The organism is Methylomarinum vadi (assembly GCF_000733935.1).
Taxonomy (GTDB): Bacteria; Pseudomonadota; Gammaproteobacteria; order Methylococcales; family Methylomonadaceae; genus Methylomarinum; species Methylomarinum vadi.
This window is the reverse complement of sequence record NZ_JPON01000001.1, coordinates 1,317,417-1,343,069: the sequence shown is the minus strand read 5'-3', so window position 1 is coordinate 1,343,069 and position 25,653 is coordinate 1,317,417. Positions and strand designations below refer to the sequence as shown.

Here is a 25,653-nt window from a genome sequence, read left to right as displayed (position 1 = left end):
ATGGTGGAAAATATTAAAATTGCGATGATCGGTTTGGGCTATGTCGGCCTGCCATTGGCGGTGGAATTCGGAAAAAAATACCCGACCGTCGGCTTCGATATTAATACCCGACGAATCGAGGAACTGATGGCCGGCAGCGACCATACCTTGGAGGTTAGCGATAGCGAACTTGCCGAAGCCAAGTTGCTTTCTTATTCGTCTTCGCTAGACGCTATAGCGGATTGCAATGTCTATATCGTCACGGTGCCGACGCCGATCAATGCCCACAAACAGCCGGACCTGACGCCGTTGCAAAAAGCCAGCGAGTTGCTGGGCAAGGTGATCAAGCAGGGCGATATCGTCGTTTATGAATCGACCGTTTATCCCGGCGCGACCGAGGAAGTTTGCGTGCCGATCATCGAACGGGTCTCCGGTTTGGTCTTTAACCAAGACTTTTATGCCGGTTACAGTCCGGAACGTATCAATCCAGGCGACAAGAAGCATCGCGTCACCAATATTTTAAAAGTGACGTCCGGCTCCACCGAAGAAGTCGCGGAAAAAATCGATCACTTGTATCAGAGCGTTATAAGCGCCGGGACTCATAAAGCGAGCAGCATCAAAGTGGCCGAAGCGGCCAAGGTGATCGAGAATACCCAACGCGATGTCAATATCGCTTTGATCAACGAGCTGGCACTGATCTTCAATCGCCTCGGCATCGACACCGAGGAAGTGTTGATTGCGGCCGGCACCAAATGGAATTTCTTGCCGTTTCGGCCAGGCCTGGTCGGCGGCCATTGCATCGGCGTCGATCCCTATTATCTGACTCACAAAGCCCAGGCCATCGGCTATAATCCCGAAGTTATTCTATCCGGCCGGCGCATTAACGATGGCATGGGAGAATACGTCGTGTCCCAGCTGGTCAAGCTGATGTTGAAAAAACGCATTCATGTGCAGAATGCCGATATCCTCATCATGGGGTTGACCTTCAAGGAAAACTGCCCTGACCTGCGCAACACCCGGGTGGTCGATATCATCAAGGAACTGAATAGTTATGGTGTCAATGTGCATGTCTACGACCCATGGGTCGACCGCGAGGAAGCCAGGCTGGAGTACGGTATTGATGTTCTTCAGCAACCGGAACAGCAAAAATATGACGCCATTGTCTTGGCTGTCGCACATGATCAATTCAGGCAAATGGATATTTCGGCAATTAGGGCCATGGGAAAAAACCATGCCGTGATTTATGACTTGAAATATCTTTTCCCCGCTCAATACACAGATGCGCGATTGTAATTTATGAAAATAATGGTGACCGGAACGGCCGGTTTTATAGGCAACCACTTGGCTTTAAGATTGCTCGAAAGGGGAGACGAGGTTGTCGGCATCGACAACCTGAACGACTATTACGATGTCAATTTAAAACTGGACCGCTTGGCTCGTATTAAGGATTATTCCGGTTTTACCGACATGCGTCTGGATCTAGCCGATCGTTCCGGCATGGAAGAGGCCTTTAGAAAATATCAACCGCAGAAAGTCGTGAATCTGGCGGCTCAGGCCGGGGTGCGCTATTCCCTTGAGAATCCTCACGCCTACATGGATAGCAATATCATCGGCTTCATGAATATTCTGGAAGGATGCCGGCACAATCGGGTCGAACATCTGGTGTATGCCTCCAGTAGTTCGGTATACGGCGCCAATGAATCCATGCCGTTTTCGGTGCATGACAATGTCGACCATCCGCTGAGTCTGTATGCGGCCTCAAAGAAAGCCAACGAGCTGATGGCCCACACCTATAGTAATCTTTACCAGCTGCCTACGACCGGTTTGCGTTTCTTTACCGTATACGGTCCGTGGGGCAGGCCCGACATGGCTTTGTTCTTATTCACCAAGGCCATTTTAAACGGGGAACAGATCAAGGTGTTCAATTATGGTAAACATCGCCGCGATTTTACCTACATCGACGATATCGTGGAAGGCGTGATCCGTACCCTCGACCATACCGCTGAGCCGAATCCCCAATGGAGCGGCAAAACGCCCGACCCCGGCACTAGCAAGGCGCCTTGGCGTGTCTATAATATCGGCAACCAAAACCCCGTCGAGCTGATGGATTATATCGAAACATTGGAGAAATTTTTGGGCAAGAAGGCCGAGAAACAGTTGTTGCCGCTACAACCCGGTGACGTGCCCGACACCTATGCCGACGTAGAGGCTTTAGTGGCCGACGTGGATTACAAACCCAATACATCGATAGAACAAGGAATCGAGAGGTTTGTCGAATGGTATTTGGATTATTACCGGTCATAAAGAGCGAAATCTTAGAATTGCTTTGTTTCTTTCCGAGCTTTGGTATACTCAAATACAGCATACAACGGCATTAGCTTAGCCAGGATGATGTTGATTCAATCAGCATATCCCCAGTGTTGTGGTGAATGAACAAAATCCATCATGGCAAGTGATTGATTTTTAAGGAAAAAAATCGAATTTGCTTTTGGCCGAAGCCGAGAAATCCAGTCAGGATGTATGCCGACTTTTCCTAACAAATCGTTACATGTCAGCGTTTTGACCGTGGAAAAAGCAAATTTCGGTCGCGTTCTGTGTACCGCCTGTCACGCTAATTATTAGAAAAATAAATGGTTTCTTATAGTTTATATAGTTATTTGGCAGCGGCATTCGCTTATTCGGTATTGTTTCTGTTATTGATATTGAATAAGAAAAATAATACTGTCTTTTATCCTTTTTTGACGGCAGTTCTTTTCTCGTTTATATGGTCGGCCTATTCCGCCCATGTGTTACAGGACGATAATCTCTATATCTTCGAAACCCTGGCGCTTGAATCGTTGCGTAACGGCGCCTGGTATTTTTTTCTCAGTGTATTATTTTCCAAACAGCAATTCTGTAACCAGTATGGTTTTATCAAACACTACTGGCAGCCCAAAGCCATGCTGGCTTTTATCATTGTTATAAGCTTTCTGGAATTTTATTCCCCTTTACGATACTGGGTCCAGAGTGAATTAGGTTTCGATTTCAGGCTTTTTGCCCATATTGCATTTGCCATTATCGGTTTATTGCTCATCGAACAGCTTTATCGCAACTCTTTGCCCGAGCAACGCTGGAATATTAAATATGTTTGCATCGGTGCGGCGGGGTTATTTATCTTCGATTTCATCGTTTATAGTAAATCCTTATTGTTTTCGAGCCTGGATTCCGATTTGTGGAAAGCCAGAGGGGTCATCAATGCCTTATTAGTTCCGTTATTCATTCTGTCCATTAATCGCCTGAATATCAGTCCGGGCACATTTTCGGTTTCAAAAAAAATAATTTTTCATTCCACCGTGCTGGTCGGGGCCGGGATTTATTTGCTGATCATGTCGCTGATGGGATTTTATATCAGGGATTATGGCGGTAGTTGGGGCGGTATTGCCCAGATCGGCTTCATTTTTCTGGCGGTACTTTTGCTGTTGGTTTTTTTCGTTTCAGGAAGAGTCAGGGCCTTAGCGAAGGTTTATTTCTCCAAGCATTTTTTTCAACACCGATACGACTACCGGGAGGAGTGGATCAAATTAAGCCGGACACTGGCCCAATTGAATTCCATCGATGCCGTTTCCGGTTTCATCGTGAAAACTCTTGCTGATTTGGTGGATAGTATTGGTGGCGGACTATGGCTTAAAAACGATCAGGGCGATTTTTATTTGGCGGAAGACATTAATTTGGGATTTCAACCGTTGCAATTGATTTCCAGGAATGACCCGGTCCTGACCTTTTTCAACAAGACCAATTGGGTGATTGATTTTGTCGAATATTTCAACGATCCCGAAATCTATGCCGGAGCCGAGTTGGAAAAGTGGTATAGGCACGATAACAATATCTGGCTGATGATTCCCTTGTGTCTGCAAAATGAGTTGGAAGCCTTTGTGGTATTGAGTAAACCGCGGGTGGCGAGGCAAATAGATTGGCAAGATCACGACTTATTAAAAACCGTTGGCATGCAATTGGCCAATGCGCTGGCTTTGACGCGGGCCAGCGATGATCTTAGCCGTTCAAGGCAATTCGAGGCCTATAATCGGCTGTCGGCTTTTTTGGTTCATGACCTAAAAAATCTGGTTGCGCAGATTTCGTTGATTGTCAAGAATTCGGAGCGACATAAAAACAACCCTGAATTCATCGATGATTCCATCGAAACGTTGGAAAATGTCGTTGTTAAAATGGAAAAAATATTGTCGCAGTTAAAAAAAGGAGGGGCGAAAAAAGAGAATGGATTCCAAGAGGTTGATTTAGCCGATGTTTTAAAGGATGTGGCAATTCAACAAAGTATTAACAAACCGCGGCTTCAGCTGATATTGAATAGCCCTAAAAGCATTATTCGCGGTGACAAAGAAAAACTAACCAGTATCATAAGCCATTTAGCACAAAATGCCCAGGATGCGACTGCCGATGCAGGCTGGGTTAGACTGGAACTATACAACGCCGATACCCAAGCGATTGTAAAAATTATTGACAATGGCTGCGGCATGGATAAACAATTCATTCAGCAACGCTTATTTAAGCCGTTTGATACGACTAAGGGTAACGCCGGGATGGGTATAGGCGTTTATGAAGCGCGAGAATATATTTTGCAGCATTCTGGACAGATTCTGGTCGACAGTGAACCGGGCAGGGGGACGACTTTTACGTTAAAATTTCCGCTGATCTAACGTGGTGTGTGGATCAGGTCAAAGTTGAAAGTTTCTTCCTGTTTATGCGATGCAAGAAAAGCGAGTGAGGGGATTACAAGAAAGTGGACGACAACAAAATACTGCTGGTGGTCGAAGACGATACCGGCCTGCAGAAGCAATTGAAATGGGGCTTTGAAGATTATCAAGTTGTTTTGGCCGGCACCAGGGAGGAAGCGATTACCGCGCTAAGACGTTATATGCCGCCGGTCGTGACATTGGATTTAGGCTTGCCTCCCGATCCGGCCAATGCCAGTGAAGGATTGAAAACGCTGGAGGAGATTTTGCGTTTGGCCCCTACCACCAAGGTCATCGTGGTTACCGGCAATGACGATAGGGAGAATGCCATTCAATCCGTGGCTTTGGGGGCTTATGATTTTTATCAAAAACCGGTCGATCTCGAAATTCTGAAGTTGATTATTGATAGGGCATTTCAGCTCGACCTGTTGGAAAAGGAAAAGAACAAACTACAAATCGATAAAAAGGAGCCGCTGTCAGGAATCATTGCCGCTTGCGATAAAATGCAGAAGTTATCGCGCATAGTCGAGAAAATCGCGCCGACCCAGGTGACAGCTCTATTACTTGGCGAGAGCGGCACCGGTAAAGAGGTGTTTGCCAGGGCCATCCATCGATTGAGCGAGCGCGCCGACAAACCTTTTATTGCGGTGAATTGTGCGGCCATACCGGAGAATTTACTCGAAAGCGAATTGTTCGGCTATGAAAAAGGCGCTTTTACCGGCGCCGTCAAACAGACCAAGGGAAAGATCGAATACGCGGACGGAGGGACTTTTTTTCTCGACGAAATCGGCGATTTGCCGTTTTCTTTACAGGCCAAATTATTGCGTTTCATTCAAGAACGCACTATCGAACGATTGGGGGGAAGAGCGGCAATTCCCGTCGATGTTCGTATAATTTGCGCGACTCATCAAGATATTAAATCGCAGATAGCCGAAAAACTTTTTCGAGAGGACCTTTATTACCGAATCAGCGAAATGACACTTAAAATCCCTCCCTTGCGCGAACGGGAGGGAGACGCGATGCTTATTGCGAAAACGTTGTTGAAACGATTTAGCGAGGAGAACAGGAAAAAAATCAGCGGATTTACAGAGGAAGCTGCGAGCGCCATAGAAAGTTTCCATTGGCCGGGTAATGTTCGGCAAATGGAAAACAAAATCAAACGTGCAGTCATCATGTGTGAAACTGCCACTATCACTCTGGAAGATTTAGATTTGTCTGTTGGTGAAAGTGACAGACGGCTACCCTTCAATTTAAAGCAAGTTCGTGAAGAGGCCGAAACGGCGGCGATCAAACGGACCTTGGTTTATTGCGATAATAACATTTCCAATGCCGCGAAATTGCTTGGTGTAACACGACCCACCTTGTATTCTTTAATGAACAAGTACAGCATCGAAATATGATGAGTCGATAATTCCCCTGTCGCTTGCTGTAGACTAACCCGCTCGATATAAATGGCTCTTTGCCTTATTTCACCGTTGAAGATAGCTCAACTGGAATTTTTAGCGCGATAAAATCTAGCGCCGTCAACGCAAAAATCCACATAATCTGTCGAATTCTTGCGCCTTGCGATGCCGTTTCGTCAGATTGAGTTGAGTCAGTGCCGGTAGGAAATTCTGATTTTTCTAGCAGCTTCTCCCTGGTCTTAAATGATGTTGTCCTGGTAGCCCATGATTTTACATATTATGATTAACACTTTTGAATTGGATTAGCGACAATGCATGAAATTAATACAAGGAATTTCCTCGCCAGTATGGGTTTGGAAAGTTTAAGGGAAAACTGGCGCGACGATCTTTTATCGGGTTTTTTGGTTTTTTTGATGGCCTTGCCGTTGTGTCTAGGCATCGCCATGGCTTCCGGTTTTCCGCCCTCAGCCGGTATTATCACGGCCGTGGTCGGCGGCTTGCTGGTGTCGCGTATCAACGGTTCCTATATGACGATAAATGGACCGGCGGCCGGGTTGATCGTTGTGGTTTACACAGCGGTGCAGACCCTGGGCGAGGGCGATGCGATGGCGGGATACCGCTATACCCTGGCGGCCATCGTCGTCGCCAGTGTATTGCAGATCGCAATGGGGCTACTTAAAGCAGGCCAGGTCAGCGCATTTTTTCCGGCCGCCGTCGTGCATGGGATGTTGGCGGCGATAGGCATCATCATTATCGCCAAACAGAGTCATGTCATGCTGGGGATCACTCCGGAACCGGGGAGCCTATTTTCGACTCTCTCCCAGATTCCTCATAGTTTGATGAACCCTGTAACGGAAATTGCCTTTATCGGTTTCAGTGGATTGGCGGTTCTTATTTTCTGGCCTAGGCTCAAATCAGAGCGACTGAAATTGATTCCGGCGCCTTTAATGGTAATAATTGTTGGGATGCTGTTAGGGCAAATCTTTGCTTTGCAGCACGAGAGCCCGTCATTAGTTGAACCAGAACAGCTGACTGGATCGGAGTTTTTGGTCGATCTTCCCGCTGATTTTCTCAGCAGTTTTTATTTTCCCGATTTTTCCAAGTCGTTCACGCTTGAGTTCTGGGGGGCCGTGATCAGCTTGTGCTTGGTCGGTACGTTGGAAAGCATGTTGAGCGCAACGGCGGTCGACCGACTCGACCCCTATAAACGTACCACCGACCTGGACAAGGATCTTACTGCGATCGGGATCGGCAATTTCATTTGCGGCATGATCGGCGGTTTGCCGATGATCGCCGAAATCGTACGTAGTTCCGCCAATGTCAACAATGGCGGCAAAACCGGTTGGGCCAATTTTTTTCACGGACTGATTTTGTTGCTGTTTGTCGTTTTGTTTCCTCGTCTTATCCAAAATATCCCACTAGCATCATTGGCGGTTTTGTTGGTCTATACCGGTTTTCGACTGGCGTCGCCGCAATCATTCAGGAAAGTATTGGAAATTGGCGTGGAGCAGTTAGCATTGTTCGTCATCACCATTATCGGCGTATTGGCCACCGACCTATTAATTATCCATCATAAGGTTTAAACCACCGGCTTTAGCCGGTCAGCTTTAGCTGCGATAATTTGCCCAAGGAGGTGGCGATGGACTATAGATACGGCAGCCATACGGTTTACCAAATTGAGTATCATTTTGTTTGGGTTACGAAGTATCGTTATAAAGTGCTGAAGGATGAAATAGCCGAACGAGTGAGAGACTTGGTGCGGCAGACATGCGAAGCCTTTGAGATACGGATTATCAAAGGTGTCGTGAGCAAAGATCATGTGCACATTTTGGTGAGTGCGCCGCCGACTATGGCCCCAAGCGAAATCATGAGGCGAATCAAGGGACGAACTTCGAGCTATCTGTTCGAAGAGTTCCCGCACTTGAAAAAGCGATATTGGGGTCGACATTTTTGAGCCCGCGGTTATTTTTGCGCCACAGTGGGGCAAATGACTGATGAGATGATAAAGCAATATTTGGAGCATCACTTTGAACCTAATCCAAACGATAATTTCAAGATGGAGCCCGACTAAGACGCGTCGTTTAGTCGACGCGTATCCGGACTTTCAGTCCGTTATTGGAACCCACCCGCTTGAGCGGGTGGTTGTTTAGTGGCGTGACGATTGGTATGGCGGTCAAGTTGGGTATTCATCTGGCCCGTGGCGTATGGCCGGAAAATATGTTCCGGATTCATTTCGATATTCGCCGGCCGGACAATCGTACCATTGTCGTCAAGATTATCGGTTCGGCGCTGTTTTCCAATTTTTTGCCATTGAAAAATGCGCTGGCTGAACTGGAAGACGGCAAAACCATCGTCTTCAATTTTACCGATGGTTATCTGATCGATCATACCGTGATGGATTATATTCATGATTTTAGCGAACAGTATTGTTCCCGCGGAGGATACTGTCTGGAAATCGGCCGTCCACTGCAAACGTTTTCCGATCATCGTTTGGCGGCGCGTTTGATGACCGAGGACGATCGCAAGCAATAAGAAAAGCGAGACGATTTATTTGCAAGGATGAGGGGCTCAGTTTTCCTTACTGTCGCCATACCTACAAATAGCAGAGCGTTGCATCTCATTATCCTTTGTGAGGTTAAGGGAAACCACGTTTTTCTTAACCGGGCGCTGAGAAATCCGGGACGGGTTTATTCAGCGCTTCATTAGATAAGAACTTGCAGGGATCACATTATTCGCTTTAGACGAAGATGAAGGGCAAAAATGCCATGAAGCGAATAAACCCGCAGTTATCAATTCAGGACTCCCCTTGATCGCTGGCGAGCGAATGACTCAACACTCTTTCCGCCAGGCGGGAAAACGGCATGCTTTGTATCCACACCGAGCCGGTGCCTTTCAAGGTCGCTAGGAACATCCCTTCGCCGCCGAAGAACATGCTTTTCAGTCCGCCGCTGAGGGAAATGCCGTAATCGATATCGCCGCTGAAACCGACCAGGCAGCCGGTATCGAGGCGCAATGTTTCGTTGTGCAAATCCTTGCGCACGATGGTTCCGCCGGCATGAACGAACGCCATGCCGTCGCCGCGCAGGCGTTGCAGGATGAAGCCTTCGCCGCCGAAGAAGCCGCTGCCCAGGCGTTTATGAAAGGCGATGTCGACTTCGGTGCCGAAGGCGGCGGCCAAGAATGAATCTTTTTGACAAATGACTTCCTCGCCCAATTCGGCCAGGTTCAAGGCGATAATCGAACCGGGGAAAGGCGCGGCGAATCCGACGTGACGGGTTTGCGAACCTTCGTTGTGAAAATGAGTCAGGAAAATGGACTCGCCGGTCAGCATACGCTTGCCGATCCCCCATAATTTTCCCATCATCCCTTCGGTGCCGTCGCCCATCTTGGCGGTGAAATCGATGTCCTGCTCGATATAGGTCATCGTGCCGGCTTCGGCGATGACGGTTTCACCGGGATCGAGCGCTATCTCGACCATCTGAATGTCATGGCCGATAATCGTGTAATCTACCTCGTGGCAGCGCATGTTACACCTCTTTCAGTTTAGGAAATGTCATAAGCTTAGACAAAATTTAATCTGGATGCAGCGTTGCGGACTCCGGGATAGGGATTGAACCGTAACTCGATAAAGATTATTTAACCAGCAACTCGACTAGCATCTGTTCATAAATTTGGCTCAGTACTTCCAGGTCTTCCAGGCCGATGTTTTCATTGACCTTGTGAATGCTCTCATTCAATGGGCCCAATTCGATGACCTGGGCGCCGGTCGGCGCGACGAAGCGGCCGTCCGAGGTGCCGCCGCCGGTGTCGTTCACCGTGTTGAGGCCGGCGACCTGCTTGATCGCCGCATGCGCGGCTTCGATCAACTCGCCTTGCGAAGTCAGAAAAGGGTTGCCGGAAAGACGCCAGTCCAGCTCGTATTTCAGCTTGTGCTTGCCGAGGATGGCGTGGACCCGGCGTTTGATCGTTTCCTCGTCCAGTTCGGTGCAAAAACGCAGATTGAACTGCACTTCGATCTCGCCCGGAATGATATTTTCCGCGCCGGTGCCGCCGTTGATGTTGGAGACCTGCAGGCTGGTCGGCGGGAAGTAGTCGTTGCCGTGGTCCCAGACTTCCTCGGTCAATTCCTTTAGTGCCGGAGCCAGGGAATGAATTGGGTTTTCGGCGATTTCGGGATAGGCGACATGGCCCTGGATGCCCTTAACGGTCAATTTGGCGCACAACGACCCCCGTCGGCCGACGCGGATGACGTCGCCGACTCGTGTGGAGCTGGAGGGTTCGCCCACCAGGCACCAGTCGATCTTTTCGTTGCGCTGTTCCAGTACCTCGACCACCTTGACCACGCCATGGGTGGCGATGCCTTCCTCGTCGCTGGTCAGCATCACCGCGATGGAGCCTTGGTGGTCGGGATGCTCTGCCAGAAAGCGTTCCAGCGCCGTGACGAATGCGGCGATACTGCCTTTCATGTCGGCCGTGCCGCGGCCGTAGAGTTTGCCGTCGCGGATGGTCGGCTCGAACGGCGGCGACAGCCAGGCATCCAACGGGCCAGGCGGTACCACATCGGTATGGCCGAGAAAGGTCAATAAGGGTTTGGCGGTGCCGCGGCGCAGCCAGATATTTTGCGTATCGGCGAAATCCAGCCGTTCGCTCTTGAAACCGAGTTTCTGCAGCCGTTGGATTAGCAGGTCCTGGCAGCCGGCGTCCTCGGGCGTGACCGAGGGTCGGCGGATCAGGTCTTTTAACAATTCCAGTGTGTCGCTCATAAGGCTTTTTGGTAGTGTTCCGCGTTGAAGCCGATTAGCATTTGCTCGCCGGTATCCAGGATAGGGCGCCTGATCAGCGTCGGGATCTCCAGCATCAGCTTCAAGGCGCTTTGTTCGTTCAGATGGTTTTTTTGCGCCTCATCGAGTTGCCGCCAGCTGGTGCTGCGTTTGTTCAACATCGATTCCCACCCCATTGCCGCATTGAAGCGGAGCAATAAGTCTAAATCCAGTCCGTCGACGCGGTAATCGTGGAAACGGTAATCGACGCCGTGCTCATCCAGCCATTTGCGGGCTTTCTTAACGGTGTCGCAGTTCTTGATGCCGTACAGGGTCTTCATGCTTACAGTTTACTGGTTAATAGTTCGTCGATGGAAGGCAACGTCTTGTCTTTTCTGCAACGCGCCTTGTAGGCGCCGAGAAACTCCATGAAAGCCTGTTCCATATCGCCCAGGATATCTTCTTCGTTTTCCCGCTCGTCGGCCGAAAGCTCGGGGGATTCGATATATTCTTTCTGCAGTTCGATTTCGCTGTTCAGCGACAAGATCGCGTAAATGATAGCGTTGCTGGAAATGGTTTCGGTCATAGAAGATGTTGGTTAAGGTAAGAAGCTGTAGCCTGGATGGAACATTCTATCCCGGATTCCGCTGCGCTTCATCCGGGCTACAGTTGTTTCATGCAGCCTGGATGAAGCAAAAGCGGAATTCGGGTTGAAATACCGACGATTTTAATCGCGCAACAACTCGTTGATGCCGGTTTTGCTGCGGGTTTTTTCATCGACTTGCTTGATGATGACCGCGCAATACAGGCTGTGGCTGCCGTCCTTGGAAGGCAGGCTGCCGGGGACGACCACGGAGCCGGCCGGTACCCGGCCGTAGATGATTTCGCCGGTCACGCGGTTGAAGATCTTGGTGCTCTGGCCGATGTAAACGCCCATCGAAATCACCGAGCCTTCCTCGACCACGACGCCTTCGACGATCTCGGAACGGGCGCCGATGAAGCAGTTGTCTTCGATGATGGTCGGACCGGCTTGCAATGGCTCCAAGACGCCGCCGATGCCGACGCCTCCGGACAGGTGCACGTTCTTGCCGATCTGCGCGCAGGAACCTACCGTGACCCAAGTGTCGACCATCGTGCCGCTGTCGACATAGGCGCCGATATTGACGTAGGAAGGCATCAACACCGCGCCCGGTGCGATATAGGAACCGTGGCGGGCGTTGGCGTTAGGCACGACGCGGACGCCAGCCTTGGCGAAGTCGTCAGGCGTGTAGGTGGCGAACTTGGTTTCGACCTTGTCGTAATAACGGTTGACACCGCCGTCCATGACGCGGTTTTCATTGACGCGGAACGACAGCAATACGGCTTTTTTCAGCCATTGGTTGACGACCCATTCGCCGTCGATTTTTTCGGCGACCCGGGCGGAACCGTTGTCCAGCATGTTGATGGCTTCCTCGATGGCCGAACGAATTTCCGCCGGAGCATTGGCGGGCGTGATGTCGGCACGGTTTTCAAAGGCGTCGTTGATGATGTTTTCTAATTGGGACATTGTTCTCTTAGGTTAATGTGTGAATAAAGTTTTTAATACGATTGGCGGCATCGACGCATTCGTCCAATGGCGCCACTAAAGCGATACGGACATGGTTTTCGCCCGGATTGATGCCATTGCTGTCGCGCGACAGATAGCTGCCGGGCAACACCGTGACGTTTTGCGCCGCGAACAACTGGCGGGCGAAGTCGGTATCGGCGATCGGAGTTTTCAGCCAGACATAAAAACTGGCCGGCGGTTTGCTCAACTCGCAGATCGGCGCCAGGATATCGATGAAGGCAGCGAATTTTTCCCGATATTGTTGCCGGTTTTGTTCGACATGCATCTCGTCGCGCCAGGCGGCGATGCTCGCATGTTGGGTCGGGAGCGGCATTGCGCAACCGTGATAGGTGCGGTATTGAAAATAACGCCGCAATACCTCGGCGTCGCCGGCGACGAAACCGGAGCGCAGGCCGGGTGCGTTGGAACGTTTCGACAAGCTATGAAAGATCACGCAGCGTTCGAAGGCGGTATTGCCGGCTTGATAGGCGCTTTGCAACAGCCCTTGCGGAGGGTTGCTCTCGTCGTCGTAAATTTCCGTGTAACACTCGTCCGAAGCGATCACAAAATCGTATTTTTCCGCCAGTTCGAGCAGCTTGAAATGGATGTCGCGTTCGATCACGGCCCCGGTCGGATTGCCTGGCGAACAAATGTACAACAGCCGGCAGCGCTGCCAGATCGGTTCCGGCACGTTGTCGAAATCCGGCAAATAGGCGTTTTCCGCCGTGGTATTCAGATAATAGGGTTCGGCCCCCGCCAGCAACGCCGCGCCTTCGTAGATCTGATAAAAAGGGTTGGGCATGACGACCAACGGCTTGTCGGCCGGATCGATGGCGCATTGGGCGAACGAAAACAGCGCTTCACGGGTGCCATTGACCGGCAGGATTTGACTGTCGCTGTCGATCAATCCGCTTGGAATAGCGAAGCGTTTGCTGATCCATGCGGCGATGGCTTGCCGCAGTTCCGGCAGACCTTTGGTCGTCGGATAATTGCCCAGGCCGTGCAGGTGGGCCAATAAGGTTTCCTGGATGAAATGCGGCGTCGGATGCTTGGGTTCGCCGATCGATAGGGAGATATGGTCCTTATCGGCCGGCGGCGTGACGCCTTGTTTGAGTTTGTTCAGTTTCTCAAACGGATAGGGATGCAGTTGATTCAGGTTCGGATTCATTATTTGCTGCAGCGGGGTTGTTTGCCGATCGCCAAGGCCTGCTGGCGATATTGCATGGCCTTGGACATGTGTTTGTTCAGGTCCTCGATGCGGGTGCCGTGCGACGGGTGAGTCGAAAGGAACTCGGCCGGTTCCTGGCCGTTGCCGGCGGCATCCATTTTTTGCCAGAGAGTAATGCTTTGCCGCGGATCGAAGCCGGCTTTAGCCATCAGGTCCAGGCCGATGATGTCGGCTTCGCTTTCGTGCGTGCGGCTATAGGGCAGAATGATGCCGTATTGGGCGCCGACACCGAGCAGGCCGATGGCGGTTTGCCCGAGCGCCGTTTCCGGCGCGCTGACCGCTTGGATCAGGGCGATACCGGTGTTGACGGCGGTTTCCTGAGACATTCTCTCGTTGCTGTGCCGGGCCATCACATGACCGATTTCATGGCCGATGACCGCCGCCAGTTGGTCTTGGTTGTCGACCAGCTCGATCAAACCGCTATGCACGCCGATCTTGTTGCCGGGCAGGGCGAAGGCGTTCAGCGATTTATCCTCGAATACGACCACTTCCCAATTGCCGCCGACTTCGTGAATCAATGCTTCGGCGACGCAATTGGCGAATTTAATGTAACGTTGATTGTTACTGACAGGTTTTTCCGCTTTGAGGTTATCGAAAGCCTGTAGCCCCATTTGATTCAACTGGGCGTCGGGCATGTAAATGAATTGCGATCTGCCGGTCGGACTGGTTGCGCAGGCGCTTACGGCCAGGATGCAGGCGAGTGCGAACAATGATTTCTTCAGCATAACGGTCGACTGATGTAGCGGATTATCGGATCAGCACGCTATTTTAGCGTAACTTGCCGTGGGATGGGAAAAATGTTGAGCGTCGATTTCCGATCGGGAAACCAGGGTCAGCTGGCCTCGAAACTTCGCTGATAGTGGCAAACTGGCTTCGCGCGGCCTTTGGTAGAGATAAGGCGCGCGGCTATGTTTCCGGTCAACTGGATTGTTCGCAAAGCGCTAAAAAACGCTTGATTGCAGCGGTTGTTTCGCGCTGGCGGTGTTGGACGATGTAAAAACGACGCCAGAGCCGTCGTTGCGGAGCGATCAGCCGCAAGCGGCCGCTAGCCAATGAATGCTGGACGATATGGCGCGATAAGCAGCTGATCCCCAGTCCCGCCAGCACGGCATTGTGAATTGCCTCGGAACTCCCCAATTCCAACACGATATTGACCGCTTCGAAATCGCCGAGTAATTGCTGTTCGACGATACTCCGGGTTCCCGAACCCGCTTCGCGCATGATCCAAGGGGCTTGGGCCAGCGCAGTGGCGGCATCGGATAGGCTTGACCACTGCGATTCACTGGCAGCGACGATGACCATTTCATCTTGCCGCCAAGGCGTGGTCCTGAGATCAGGATGCTGTAACTTGCCTTCTATTAGTCCGACATCCAAATCGCAACGAGCGACGCTGTCGGCGATCTCGTGGGTGTTGCCGATCTCGACCCGGCGGCAAGGAAGGTGTGCGGCGTTTGCTAACAGGTCGGGCAAGACGTAATTGCCGATGGTCGTGCTGGCGCCAATGCGCAGGTTTCCGCCGCCTCGCTTAAACAATCCGCCGAGCGCATCGGCTTGATGCAGCACCAGGCGCGCCTGCGGGTAAAAACGCTGGCCATGCTCGTTCATGACGAGCCTGCGTCCCACGCGATCGAACAAGGTGACGCCGAGGCGGTTTTCGAGTTCGGCCAAGGCACTGCTGACGGCCGATTGCGAGCGGGACACCTGTTCGGCGGCCGCTATTGTCGAACCGCTGTCGGCGATGGCGAGAAAAATTTCCAATTGGCGTAGCGATAGCATTCTATTTACCAAAAAAATTGATAGATTCTATAAAAATTACTCATTTTACTGGTATGTGGTGGATCACTACAATGGGCCTCAATTAAATTCGGAGGCATAAATATGAAACGTTCAGCGACTTCAACGCGTAGCATTCAATCCATTGCATCGAGCAGATTAACCGGCGTGTTGCTTGCCTTGCTATTGGCGTTATTAGCATGGCGGGTCTGTCTGTTACCGCTGCCGTTTCTGCAAGTCGTCGGACCGTTGATGCCGGCGATGTTGCTCGGCCTGTTGCTGTCTTCCTGTCTCAAGCCGTCCCTGCGCAGCCGGCTGCAGCCTGGGCTGAGTTTTGCCCGCAACCGGCTATTGCGTGTCGGCATCGTCCTGTACGGTTTCCGGATCAGTCTGGCCGATCTGCAGCAGGTTGGCATGACCGCCTTGTTGACGGACTTGTTGGTTGTCATGAGTACATTGGCTGTGGCCGCCTGGATCGGCATACGCTGGTTGCGGCTCGATTCTCGCACGGCTTTGCTGGTTGGGGCGGGGAGCGCGGTTTGCGGCGCGGCGGCCATATTGGCGACGGCGCCGGTTGTGCGCGCCCGTAACAGCGATATATCGGTGGCGATCGCCACGGTAGTCTTGTTTGGCAGCGCGGCGATGATGTTGTATCCGATCCTTTATACATTACCGGAAATTCAACAATTGTTTAATTATTCCGAGTTGGCCGTCGGACGATTGGTGGGGGCGACGGTGCATGAGGTCGCGCAAGTGGCCGCCGCCGCGCAAAGCCTCGAGGCCGGGGCCGCGCATGCCGCCGTTATCACCAAGATGATCCGCGTCATGCTGCTGGCCCCGGTGCTGTTCGGGCTCTCGTATTGGTTGAACCGGAAAAGTAATCAACAAAACGACGGCGCGCGAGTGAATGTGCCTTGGTTTGCATTGGTTTTCCTGTTGATGCCGTGGCTCAACAGCGGCGCTTGGATTCCCGAAGCATGGTTAAATCGGGTGTTGCAAGCCGATACCCTGTTGCTTGCCGTGGCAATGGCCGCGTTGGGGTTGGATACGCATATCGGAGCCGTCATCAAGGCGGGCAGGCGGCCGCTGCTGTTGGGCGCGATTCTGTTTATCTTTCTGTTGCTGTGCGGGGTAGGGTTGACCGTGGTATTGGGAAATAGGTTTGGTTGACGTGCGAATGAGAATGATGCAAGACGAGGGTGTGGCTATCAGTGATGAAATGAAGCAACACAGTGTTTGCGTTGCGGTATTGCCGAGCCCGTTTCGGTAATTTATGGGATAATTCGTATCAGTTTTATTAATTCGGTAGCATGAAATGACATTTCCCACGATCGAGTCTTTTGTCGGCAATACTCCGTTGGTTCGTTTGCAGCGCTTGCCCAGTGAAACCGGCAATACCCTGCTGGTCAAGCTGGAAGGCAATAATCCGGCCGGTTCGGTCAAGGATAGGCCGGCGTTGAGCATGATTCAGCATGCAGAAGCGCGCGGCGAAATCACGCCCGGCGACCGTTTGATCGAAGCGACCAGCGGCAATACCGGTATCGCGCTGGCGATGGCGGCGGCGATCAAGGGTTATAAGATGACGTTGATCATGCCCGATAACATGAGCGCGGAGCGCATCGCCTCGATGAAGGCCTATGGCGCCGAGATCATCCTGACGCCGGCGGCGAAGAGCATGGAGGGGGCGATCGATCTGGCCCGGGAAATGGAAGCGGCGGGCAAGGGGCGGATTCTCGACCAATTTTCCAATCCGGACAACCCGAGAGCCCATTACGAGGGAACCGGTCCGGAAATCTGGCGCGACACGGAAGGCAAAGTCACCCATTTCGTCAGCGCGATGGGAACCACCGGTACGATCATGGGCACCTCGCGTTATTTGAAGGAGCGAAATGCAGAGATTCAGATCGTCGGCGTGCAGCCGGCGGGCGAGTCTAAAATCCCCGGTATTCGACGCTGGCCCGAGGAATATTTGCCGAAGATTTACGATTCCACGCGCGTCGACCGCTTGATCGAAGTCGATCAGCAATCGGCGGAAGAAACAACACGGGCCCTGGCCGCCCGCGAAGGCATTTTCGCCGGCGTATCTTCCGGCGGTGCCGTCTATGCTGCCTTGCAATTGTCCAAAGAGGTTGAAAATGCCGTGATCGTGGCGATCATCTGTGACCGTGGCGACCGTTATTTATCGACGGGCGTTTTTCCAAGTTAGGCAAAAAGGGTTCCGACCGTTTTTCGTTGCGATTGAAATTTTTTGTTATCGTCTTACTGTTAATTCACATTCCGACAGTCGCCGCCTTGCAATCGGCAGCCTTGACTGTGGGCAAGATAACGGTTGGCGACTGGTCGCTGAAAGAGGTCTCGTTAAGCCTGACCGCCATCGACAGGGAGCAGGCGCAATGGACGCTAAAATCGGCCTCGCTGCGACTGCCTCCACCTTTTGATAGCGTTTCCGCGTTTCAAATTAGTTGTGACGCCTTTCAATGGCGGGATCGTTTTCTGCAGTGTCGGCAAGGACGAGGACGCATCGAGTCGAAGCAATTACACTCACCGACCTTCGATTTTTCCCTGCAGGTACAAGATCAACAGGGCTCCATCCGACTCGATAATTTGCGCCTGTTCGGCGGTAGAGTGAGTGTCACGGTTTGGGAGCAAGAAGGAAATTGGCGGGTTAAGGGAAGGGGAGACGCTATCGATCTGGCCGACTTGCACAAGCAGATCGGGCTGGACCAGCTGCAAAACCTCGTCGGCGCGGCAAACTTGGCTTTCGACTTACGAGGGAGTAAGGCGCAATTGCAAGAACTGTTCATCGACGCCTTGTTGAAACGCGTTTCGTTGCAGGCCGGCAACAAACTCGCCGGCGAAGCGATTACCTTGGCCACGACGCTGCGCGCGTCACGACAACCTAAGCAATGGCATTGGCGTAGCGATGCGGATTTTCGCGAAGGAGGATTGTACGTAGAGCCGGTGTTTTTGGAAGCCAACGAAGGGAAAGCGATCAGCCTGTCCGGCGAAGGTGTCTGGCGCCCGGGAAGCGATGAAATTAACCTGCATTCGGCCGTGTTGCGACATCCGTCGGTGGGTGAGCTGGATGCGGTCGCCACCTTGGGGCTGAACTCGGCACCATTGTTACGGCAAGCACGGATCAGCGCGCGGATTCCCGATTTGACCACGGCGGCCCCCATATATCTGACCCCTTTTCTTGAGGCAGGAGCGTTCGCCGGCTTGGCGCCGGCGGGACGATTGGACATCGGCTTGTCGATGAAATCCGATGCAATCGAGGATATATCGCTGGATTTTTCCGGATTGGGCATCGATGACCCCCAACGACGTTTTCAAGTCGTCGATGCCGAAGGCAAGATCGATTGGCGGCCGCGCAATGCGGCAGTTTCGTCCCTGGGCTGGCGGCAGTTGAAATTAAAAGCGATACCGATCGAAGCCGGTCGGATCGAATTCATTACCGAAGGTCAACAATTCAAACTGCAACAGCCCGCCGACATTCCGTTATTGGGCGGCCAATTAAACATTCAACGGTTCAGCTATGCCGCCGAAAACGACGATACCGATGTCCATTTTTCCGGAGCCTTGCACAATCTATCCTTGGAGCAGTTGTCGCAGGCCCTGGGCTGGACGCCGCTCAGCGGTGAAATTAGCGGGCGCATTCCATCGGTTAGTTACCGGAATAAAAAACTGGAGCTAAACGGCAAACTGACCATGCAGGTGTTCGACGGCGAAGTGACTATCAAGAAGCTTGCGTCTTCGGGCATGTTTAGCGATTTCGCCCAGTTCTATGCCGATATCGATGTCGACAATCTCGATCTGAATGCGATCACCCGCAAGTTTCAGTTCGGCTCCATCGAGGGGCGCCTTTCCGGTTACGCGCATAATCTGTATCTGGAGAATTGGCGGCCGGTGTCGTTCTATGCTTGGTTCGGCACGCCGGAGGACGATGATTCCCGCCACCGCATCAGCCAAAAGGCGGTCGAAAACATCGCCAGCATCGGCGGTGGCGGCGCGGCGGATGCGATTTCCCGCGGTTTCATGCGTTTTTTCGATAACTTCGGGTATGACAAACTGGGGTTCGGGTGTTACCTGAATAACGGGGTTTGCCAAATGATGGGCGTCGAGCCGGCCGAGAACGGTTATTACCTGGTCAAGGGGGGCGGCCTGCCCAGGATCGACGTGATCGGCTATAATCCCCGTCTGGATTGGAATGTGTTGCTACAGCGGCTACGCCGGATTACCGCGACCGATGAGGCGGTGGTGGAATAATCGGTTCGGAATGTTGCGCGCATTTTTGAGGATATTATCCCAACGGGAGACCATGATGAAACAGATGACATTTTTGGGCGCGTTGTTCTTGACCGCCTGCGTGACGATCAATATTTATTTTCCGGCCGCGGCGGCCGAGAAAGTGGCCGACGAGATCATTCAGGACATTCAACAGGAACCGGCCAGCGGCACGCAACAGCCGGCACAGCCGCAATCGGGCCTGACGGGGCAACGCCTAAGTTTTTATGCCGTGGATCGGGTGCTCGATTTTTTTATCAGTCCGGCCCATGCCGAAGCCAATCTTTCGGTGGACAGCCCCGATATCCGCAGGGTGCAGGCCTCGATGCAGCGGCGCTTTTCCGAACTTAAACCTTTTTACGACAACGGCGCGATCGGCATTAAGGCCGACGGCCTGTTGACGGTCAAGGGCAGCGTATCGCTCAGGGATAAAAATAAGGTCAACAAACTGATTGCGGCCGAGAACGCCGACCGCAACAAGCTTTATCAAGCCATCGCCAATGCCAACGGGCATCCGGAATGGTTCAATCAAATCAAGGATACCTTCGCCAAGCGTTGGGTGGGTAACGCCCACGCCGGGTGGTGGTATCAGACTTCAAACGGCAGTTGGAAACAGAAATAAGCATGGCAGGCAGAAGAGTCAGAAAGAAAAAAATACCGGAAACCCCGGTCAAAGTCACCATCGAATCGTTGGCGCATGACGGGCGCGGCGTCGCCCATGTCGACGGCAAAGTAGTATTCATCGACGAAGCCTTGCCCGGCGAGGAGTTGGAGTTCGTCTATACCGATAGCCGGCGCGATTACGCCGAAGGCAAGGTGGTTGCCTTACTGACTCAATCGGAACATCGGGTGGAGCCGGCCTGTCCCCATTTCGGTGTCTGCGGCGGTTGCAGCTTTCAGCATGTCGATGACGGCGAACAGATCCATTTCAAGGAGGATTTGTTACGAGAACAATTCCGCCGCATCGGCAAGGTCGAAATCCCGCAAATATGGGAGGCATTGAAAGGGCCGCATTGGAACTACCGCAGCAAGGCGCGGATGGGGGTCAAATACGTCGCAAAAAAAGGCCGAGTGCTGGTCGGGTTTCGCGAACGGCGCAATCCGTTTCTGGCCGAAATCGAAAGCTGTAAGGTCATGCGCCCGATCGTCGGGGAAAATTTGCTGGCGTTATCGGAGATGATCGGCAGGTTGACGATCAAGGCCAAGATTCCGCAAATCGAGGTCGCCATCGGCGACGAGCAATGCGTATTGGCTTTTCGCGTGCTGGAGCCACCGACGGCCGAGGACAAACGGATCATGAGCGAGTTCGGCAAGGCGCATGGCATCAGCATCTGTCTGCAGCCGAAAGGGCCGGACACGATCATGCCGATTCCGGGCGACCCGGAGGTCGTTCCGCGCTATTCCCTGCCGGATCAGGGTATACAATTCAGATTCCGCCCGGCTATGTTCACCCAGGTCAATTACGATATCAACCGCAAAATGGTCAATCGGGCCATCGAGGCGTTGGAATTGAACGAGAATGACAACGTGCTGGACCTGTTTTGCGGTCTGGGCAATTTCACGTTGCCGCTGGCGACCCTGGCCGGTCATGTGGTCGGGGTCGAAGGCGACCTGCCGTTGGTCAAGCATGCCCGCGAGAATGCCAGACTGAATAATCTGACCAATGCCGATTTTTATGTTGCCGATTTAAGCAAGGATGTCAGCGATCAACAATGGAGCCAGCAGAAATTCAACAAGGTCTTGCTGGACCCGTCGCGCGCCGGCGCTTCCGAAGTCTTGCATAATTTCAAGCATTGGAATCCCGAGCGCATCGTCTATGTTTCCTGCAATCCGTCCACGCTGGCGCGCGACGCCGGCATTCTGGTCAATGAGCTGGGCTACAAGCTGGTTAAGGCAGGGGTGATGGACATGTTTCCGCAGACGGCCCATGTCGAGTCGATTGCACTGTTCGAGAAATGATCAAGAACGAATCCTATCTCGATGTGTCGATTGCCGAGCAACGGCTGCGGCTGGTTCAGAAGGGGGTTACGGTCAAGGCCTATTCGGTCTCGACCGCGAAGAACGGTCCCGGCGAGCGGATGGGTAGCGAATGCACGCCGCGGGGATGGCATAAGGTGCGCGCCAAGATCGGCGCGGATCAGCCGTTGAATGCGATTTTCGTCGGCAGAAGGCCGACCGGAGAGACTTACACCGCGGAATTGGCCCGCACCCATCCCGAGCGTGACTGGATCTTGACCAGGATACTGTGGCTGAACGGCCTCGAGCCGGGCAGGAACCGTTATGGCCGGGTCGATTCCGGTTGGCGCTATATTTACATCCACGGGTGCCCCGATCATCTGCTGCAGGGAAAACCCGCGTCGCACGGCTGCATCCGTATGAAGAACGCCGATGTGGTCGATTTGTTCGGTCGCATTGCAGTCGGTTGTCGGGTTTTTATCCATGAATAGGGGGATATTTTTATACCATTCGCATTTCAAATTTCGGCATTTAACCAAGGCGGTACAGGGGAGTTTAGCAGGGGTTTCGACAGCAGGGCAGATTTTGGCTCCCTGCAAAACCTGCATTTCTATCATCCTTGGCGGTCAGATGCTGTCGTAAAGACCCCAGCACCTAAATTAACGAAGATGATGGACATAGCCAATAGTCTATGGAATTTAGGTGCTGGGTGAACGGCGTTCTCTGAAAAACACCCCTGTGTCGAAATTTCACAAACGATGAGTTTTGTTTAACCATGCCCAGAATCGTATTAGGCGTCGAATATGACGGAAGCCGCTTTCACGGCTGGCAACATCAGCAGGGCAAGCGTACCGTGCAGGCCGAACTGGAAAAGGCTTTGACTAAGATAGCCTCCCGGCCGATCACGGTGGTTTGTGCCGGACGCACCGATGCCGGTGTCCATGCCTTGGAGCAGGTTGTGCATTTCGATTGCGAGGTTGAGCGCGATCCGCGCGCCTGGGTCATGGGAAGCAACACTCAGTTGCCGGACGACGTCAGGGTTTTGTGGGCCAGGCCGGCGGTTGACGATTTTCATGCGCGTTACAATGCTATCGCCCGCTTTTATCGTTATATTTTCTTTAATCGACCGGTCAATTCGGCATTAGTCCATCGGCAAATGACGTGGTGCTTCGAACCACTCGATGAGAGAAAAATGCACCGGGCCGCCCAAGCGCTGATCGGCGAGCATGACTTTTCCTCGTTTCGCGCCACCAGTTGTCAGTCGGTAAGTCCTTGCAGGCTTATGTATTTCATCGACGTCCATCGCGAGCAGGATAGAGTGATCATGGATATTTCGGCCAATGCATTCGTGCATCACATGGTTCGCAATATTGCCGGGGTGTTGATGGATATAGGCCGCGGACGCAAGCCGGAAGACTGGACCGAGTATTTGCTTCAGGTTAAGGATCGCAAACAGGGTGGATTGACCGCGCCGCCGCAAGGTCTGTATTTGGGAGGTGTTTTTTACCCGGAAAAATATGGCATTAGCGCACATCCTGTCTTTGCTAAATTGCCCAAAAATGCCGAACGGTTCGATTAATTATCCATCATAAGGTTTAAACCACCGGCTTTAGCCGGTCAGCTTTAGCTGCGATAATTTGCCCAAGGAGGTGGCGATGGACTATAGATACGGCAGCCATACGGTTTACCAAATTGAGTATCATTTTGTTTGGGTTACGAAGTATCGTTATAAAGTGCTGAAGGATGAAATAGCCGAACGAGTGAGAGACTTGGTGCGGCAGACATGCGAAGCCTTTGAGATACGGATTATCAAAGGTGTCGTGAGCAAAGATCATGTGCACATTTTGGTGAGTGCGCCGCCGACTATGGCCCCAAGCGAAATCATGAGGCGAATCAAGGGACGAACTTCGAGCTATCTGTTCGAAGAGTTCCCGCACTTGAAAAAGCGATATTGGGGTCGACATTTTTGAGCCCGCGGTTATTTTTGCGCCACAGTGGGGCAAATGACTGATGAGATGATAAAGCAATATTTGGAGCATCACTTTGAACCTAATCCAAACGATAATTTCAAGATGGAGCCCGACTAAGACGCGTCGTTTAGTCGACGCGTATCCGGACTTTCAGTCCGTTATTGGAACCCACCCGCTTGAGCGGGTGGTTGTTTAGTAGTTGCGTTGCTCAACTCAGAGGTATTGATTGTTGGCGCTTTATTCGATTAGCGGGAATTCAGATATCGAATCGAAATTTTGCTAAGCGTTCCGACAAACCCAGTACGAAGAAACTGATGCCGAAATAAAACTATGGTATTTTTTTGCCATATATGTAGACACCTGTTTTCTTTCGGCGTTTATTGGCAAAATGAACCGGAAGGAATTCGAGTATCGTGATTTTTTCGTTGCAAATAGTTATTTCCTTCGGGGTAGTCATGCTGCTGCGTTTGATTGTCATGCTATCGGTGAATGCGAAAACCGTTGAAGAACAGCAATTATTGAGCGTGTTGACATTGAATTTGACGCGTTTCACTGACTGGGCGGAGCAAGTTCTTCCACAAACCGGGGCGACGCTGAAACTGAGTGTCTTTGGCGGTAATGTCGTGCAAGAATCATTCGAGCAGGTGGATCGCTCTAATATTGGCGGAAGGCGCCTGGAAGTAGTCAATCTGTCTCGCCTTCGCAATATAGAACAATGCTAGATTTTGTTCATCAGCGAGATGAAGCGCTCTAAATTGTTGCCCTTGGTGTTGTAATTTCAAAGGCAACCCATGTTGACGGTGAGTGATAGCCTGGATTTCGTTAAAGCGGGCGGCATGGTGGGGCTGGGAAATAATGGCGGCAAAATTCAACTCAATATTAACTTAGATGCCGTCAAACGGTCCGGTTTGGTCATCAACTGGCGAATTTTAAAATTGGCCCGGATTGTTGGCCAGGCGGTAAAGAATTAAAGGTACTCTCTATGCTGGGATTTGGCAATGCGTCGATCAGGAATAACTAAACAACCACCCGCTCAAGCGGGTGGGTTCCAATAACGGACTGAAAGTCCGGATACGCGTCGACTAAACGACGCGTCTTAGTCGGGCTCCATCTTGAAATTATCGTTTGGATTAGGTTCAAAGTGATGCTCCAAATATTGCTTTATCATCTCATCAGTCATTTGCCCCACTGTGGCGCAAAAATAACCGCGGGCCCAAAAATGTCGACCCCAATATCGCTTTTTCAAGTGCGGGAACTCTTCGAACAGATAGCTCGAAGTTCGTCCCTTGATTCGCCTCATGATTTCGCTTGGGGCCATAGTCGGCGGCGCACTCACCAAAATGTGCACATGATCTTTGCTCACGACACCTTTGATAATCCGTATCTCAAAGGCTTCGCATGTCTGCCGCACCAAGTCTCTCACTCGTTCGGCTATTTCATCCTTCAGCACTTTATAACGATACTTCGTAACCCAAACAAAATGATACTCAATTTGGTAAACCGTATGGCTGCCGTATCTATAGTCCATCGCCACCTCCTTGGGCAAATTATCGCAGCTAAAGCTGACCGGCTAAAGCCGGTGGTTTAAACCTTATGATGGATAATTAAGGCTACTGATCAGTACGAGCATACTGTTCATGGCCTTGAGTGCCGGTAGTGTGTTGCTGATCAACACGTTGCTTTCGAATCGGATGGTGTTGGAAAACGAGTTCAATGCGCTGACCGAAGTGATCGCCTTATCCGTCATTCCCTCGTTGATTTTCGATAACAGCGAGGAAGCCAAGCAAACGCTACAAAGTCTCCATGCGCATAAGAACGTAATCTATGCCGCGGTTATTAAGCCGGGGTAGCAGCGTCCCTTTGCCGAGTTTATACGCGAGGGAGATTGGGAAATTAACGGTCAATCGCTTGCCGAATGCCGTCAGATATTGTTTGCGCTGCAGACGTTGCAAGTCTTTGATATACGACAAGTAGAATACGGCCGAATC

General features: G+C 51.8%; 22 protein-coding genes and 4 pseudogenes. 17 read left to right on the top strand and 9 right to left on the bottom strand.

Annotation, left to right across the window (positions count from 1 at the left end; translation table 11 throughout):
- The 7 genes and pseudogenes from tviB (at position 1) to EP25_RS0106815 (ending at position 8,641) form a co-directional block, all read left to right on the top strand.
- On the top strand, positions 1–1,272 hold the full coding sequence (gene tviB, locus EP25_RS0106850) for a Vi polysaccharide biosynthesis UDP-N-acetylglucosamine C-6 dehydrogenase TviB (RefSeq protein WP_031433181.1): 1,272 nt from the start codon (positions 1–3) through the stop codon (positions 1,270–1,272).
- A 3-nt stretch (positions 1,273–1,275) separates the two neighbouring features.
- Positions 1,276–2,283, top strand: coding sequence for an NAD-dependent epimerase (locus EP25_RS0106845; protein WP_031433180.1), 1,008 nt, complete (start codon positions 1,276–1,278; stop codon positions 2,281–2,283).
- A gap of 326 nt (positions 2,284–2,609) precedes the next feature.
- Positions 2,610–4,670: an XrtA/PEP-CTERM system histidine kinase PrsK gene (prsK, locus tag EP25_RS0106840; RefSeq protein WP_031433179.1), complete on the top strand. Its 2,061-nt coding sequence runs from the start codon at positions 2,610–2,612 to the stop codon at positions 4,668–4,670.
- Positions 4,671–4,753: 83 nt separating this feature from the next.
- Positions 4,754–6,106, top strand: a complete 1,353-nt coding sequence (prsR, locus tag EP25_RS0106835) for a PEP-CTERM-box response regulator transcription factor (RefSeq protein WP_031433178.1) — start codon at positions 4,754–4,756, stop codon at positions 6,104–6,106.
- A 314-nt stretch (positions 6,107–6,420) separates the two neighbouring features.
- A pseudogene (locus EP25_RS0106830) lies at positions 6,421–7,674 on the top strand (SulP family inorganic anion transporter); the annotation flags it as partial.
- A 74-nt stretch (positions 7,675–7,748) separates the two neighbouring features.
- Positions 7,749–8,180 (top strand): annotated as a pseudogene (tnpA, locus tag EP25_RS0106825) (IS200/IS605 family transposase).
- A 59-nt stretch (positions 8,181–8,239) separates the two neighbouring features.
- Complete coding sequence (locus tag EP25_RS0106815; RefSeq protein WP_152555612.1) at positions 8,240–8,641, top strand: hypothetical protein; 402 nt, start codon at positions 8,240–8,242, stop codon at positions 8,639–8,641.
- Positions 8,642–8,903: 262 nt separating this feature from the next.
- On the opposite strand, the gene EP25_RS0106810 is transcribed toward EP25_RS0106815, so the two are convergent.
- From EP25_RS0106810 to EP25_RS0106775, 8 genes are all read right to left on the bottom strand, one after another.
- A complete protein-coding gene (locus tag EP25_RS0106810; protein ID WP_031433175.1) occupies positions 8,904–9,635 on the bottom strand; it encodes a TIGR00266 family protein in 732 nt (243 codons plus the stop codon).
- A 106-nt stretch (positions 9,636–9,741) separates the two neighbouring features.
- Positions 9,742–10,872 (bottom strand): succinyl-diaminopimelate desuccinylase, encoded by a 1,131-nt coding sequence (gene dapE / locus EP25_RS0106805; protein ID WP_031433174.1) that lies wholly within the window; start codon positions 10,870–10,872, stop codon positions 9,742–9,744.
- Positions 10,869–11,210 (bottom strand): ArsC family reductase, encoded by a 342-nt coding sequence (locus EP25_RS0106800; protein WP_031433173.1) that lies wholly within the window; start codon positions 11,208–11,210, stop codon positions 10,869–10,871. The genes dapE and EP25_RS0106800 overlap by 4 nt, the downstream gene beginning before the upstream one ends.
- Before the next feature lie 2 nt (positions 11,211–11,212).
- Positions 11,213–11,455: a hypothetical protein gene (locus EP25_RS0106795; protein WP_031433172.1), complete on the bottom strand. Its 243-nt coding sequence runs from the start codon at positions 11,453–11,455 to the stop codon at positions 11,213–11,215.
- A gap of 141 nt (positions 11,456–11,596) precedes the next feature.
- Positions 11,597–12,415 (bottom strand): 2,3,4,5-tetrahydropyridine-2,6-dicarboxylate N-succinyltransferase, encoded by an 819-nt coding sequence (gene dapD, locus EP25_RS0106790; protein WP_031433171.1) that lies wholly within the window; start codon positions 12,413–12,415, stop codon positions 11,597–11,599.
- 7 nt (positions 12,416–12,422) lie between these two features.
- Positions 12,423–13,622 carry a succinyldiaminopimelate transaminase gene (dapC, locus tag EP25_RS0106785; RefSeq protein WP_031433170.1) on the bottom strand — a complete coding sequence of 400 codons (1,200 nt, stop codon included), beginning with the start codon at positions 13,620–13,622 and terminating at the stop codon, positions 12,423–12,425.
- Positions 13,622–14,407, bottom strand: a complete 786-nt coding sequence (locus EP25_RS0106780) for a M48 family metallopeptidase (RefSeq protein ID WP_031433169.1) — start codon at positions 14,405–14,407, stop codon at positions 13,622–13,624. Before EP25_RS0106780 ends, dapC begins: the two co-directional genes overlap by 1 nt.
- Positions 14,408–14,600: 193 nt before the next feature.
- A complete protein-coding gene (locus EP25_RS0106775; protein WP_031433168.1) occupies positions 14,601–15,458 on the bottom strand; it encodes a LysR family transcriptional regulator in 858 nt (285 codons plus the stop codon).
- A gap of 102 nt (positions 15,459–15,560) precedes the next feature.
- Here EP25_RS0106775 and EP25_RS0106770 point away from each other — a divergent pair, with 102 nt between their 5' ends.
- The 9 genes and pseudogenes from EP25_RS0106770 to EP25_RS23825 all read left to right on the top strand — a co-directional run bounded on the left by EP25_RS0106770 (position 15,561) and on the right by EP25_RS23825 (position 24,636).
- Positions 15,561–16,625 carry a YeiH family protein gene (locus EP25_RS0106770; protein WP_031433167.1) on the top strand — a complete coding sequence of 355 codons (1,065 nt, stop codon included), beginning with the start codon at positions 15,561–15,563 and terminating at the stop codon, positions 16,623–16,625.
- 145 nt (positions 16,626–16,770) lie between these two features.
- Complete coding sequence (gene cysM / locus EP25_RS0106765) at positions 16,771–17,661, top strand: cysteine synthase CysM (protein ID WP_031433166.1); 891 nt, start codon at positions 16,771–16,773, stop codon at positions 17,659–17,661.
- Between the two features lie 32 nt (positions 17,662–17,693).
- The gene (locus EP25_RS0106760) at positions 17,694–19,721 is read left to right on the top strand and encodes a C4-dicarboxylate ABC transporter (protein WP_152555611.1); all 2,028 of its coding nucleotides are present in this window, start codon (positions 17,694–17,696) and stop codon (positions 19,719–19,721) included.
- A gap of 55 nt (positions 19,722–19,776) precedes the next feature.
- Positions 19,777–20,361: a YdbL family protein gene (locus EP25_RS0106755; protein WP_031433164.1), complete on the top strand. Its 585-nt coding sequence runs from the start codon at positions 19,777–19,779 to the stop codon at positions 20,359–20,361.
- 2 nt (positions 20,362–20,363) lie between these two features.
- Positions 20,364–21,698 (top strand): 23S rRNA (uracil(1939)-C(5))-methyltransferase RlmD, encoded by a 1,335-nt coding sequence (rlmD, locus tag EP25_RS0106750; protein WP_031433163.1) that lies wholly within the window; start codon positions 20,364–20,366, stop codon positions 21,696–21,698.
- Complete coding sequence (locus EP25_RS0106745; RefSeq protein WP_031433162.1) at positions 21,695–22,186, top strand: L,D-transpeptidase; 492 nt, start codon at positions 21,695–21,697, stop codon at positions 22,184–22,186. The genes rlmD and EP25_RS0106745 overlap by 4 nt, the downstream gene beginning before the upstream one ends.
- A 284-nt stretch (positions 22,187–22,470) precedes the next feature.
- Positions 22,471–23,274, top strand: a complete 804-nt coding sequence (gene truA / locus EP25_RS0106740) for a tRNA pseudouridine(38-40) synthase TruA (protein ID WP_031433161.1) — start codon at positions 22,471–22,473, stop codon at positions 23,272–23,274.
- A 76-nt stretch (positions 23,275–23,350) separates the two neighbouring features.
- Positions 23,351–23,782, top strand: a pseudogene (gene tnpA / locus EP25_RS0106735) (IS200/IS605 family transposase).
- Positions 23,783–24,120: 338 nt separating this feature from the next.
- A pseudogene (locus tag EP25_RS23825) lies at positions 24,121–24,636 on the top strand (YfiR family protein).
- Positions 24,637–24,761: 125 nt separating this feature from the next.
- Here EP25_RS23825 and tnpA (EP25_RS0106715) read toward each other — a convergent pair.
- Positions 24,762–25,193 carry an IS200/IS605 family transposase gene (tnpA, locus tag EP25_RS0106715; protein WP_031432165.1) on the bottom strand — a complete coding sequence of 144 codons (432 nt, stop codon included), beginning with the start codon at positions 25,191–25,193 and terminating at the stop codon, positions 24,762–24,764.
- Positions 25,194–25,302: 109 nt separating this feature from the next.
- On the opposite strand from tnpA (EP25_RS0106715), the gene EP25_RS0106710 reads away from it, so the two are divergent.
- Positions 25,303–25,515: a CHASE sensor domain-containing protein gene (locus EP25_RS0106710; protein ID WP_031433158.1), complete on the top strand. Its 213-nt coding sequence runs from the start codon at positions 25,303–25,305 to the stop codon at positions 25,513–25,515.
- Positions 25,516–25,653 lie beyond the last annotated feature (138 nt).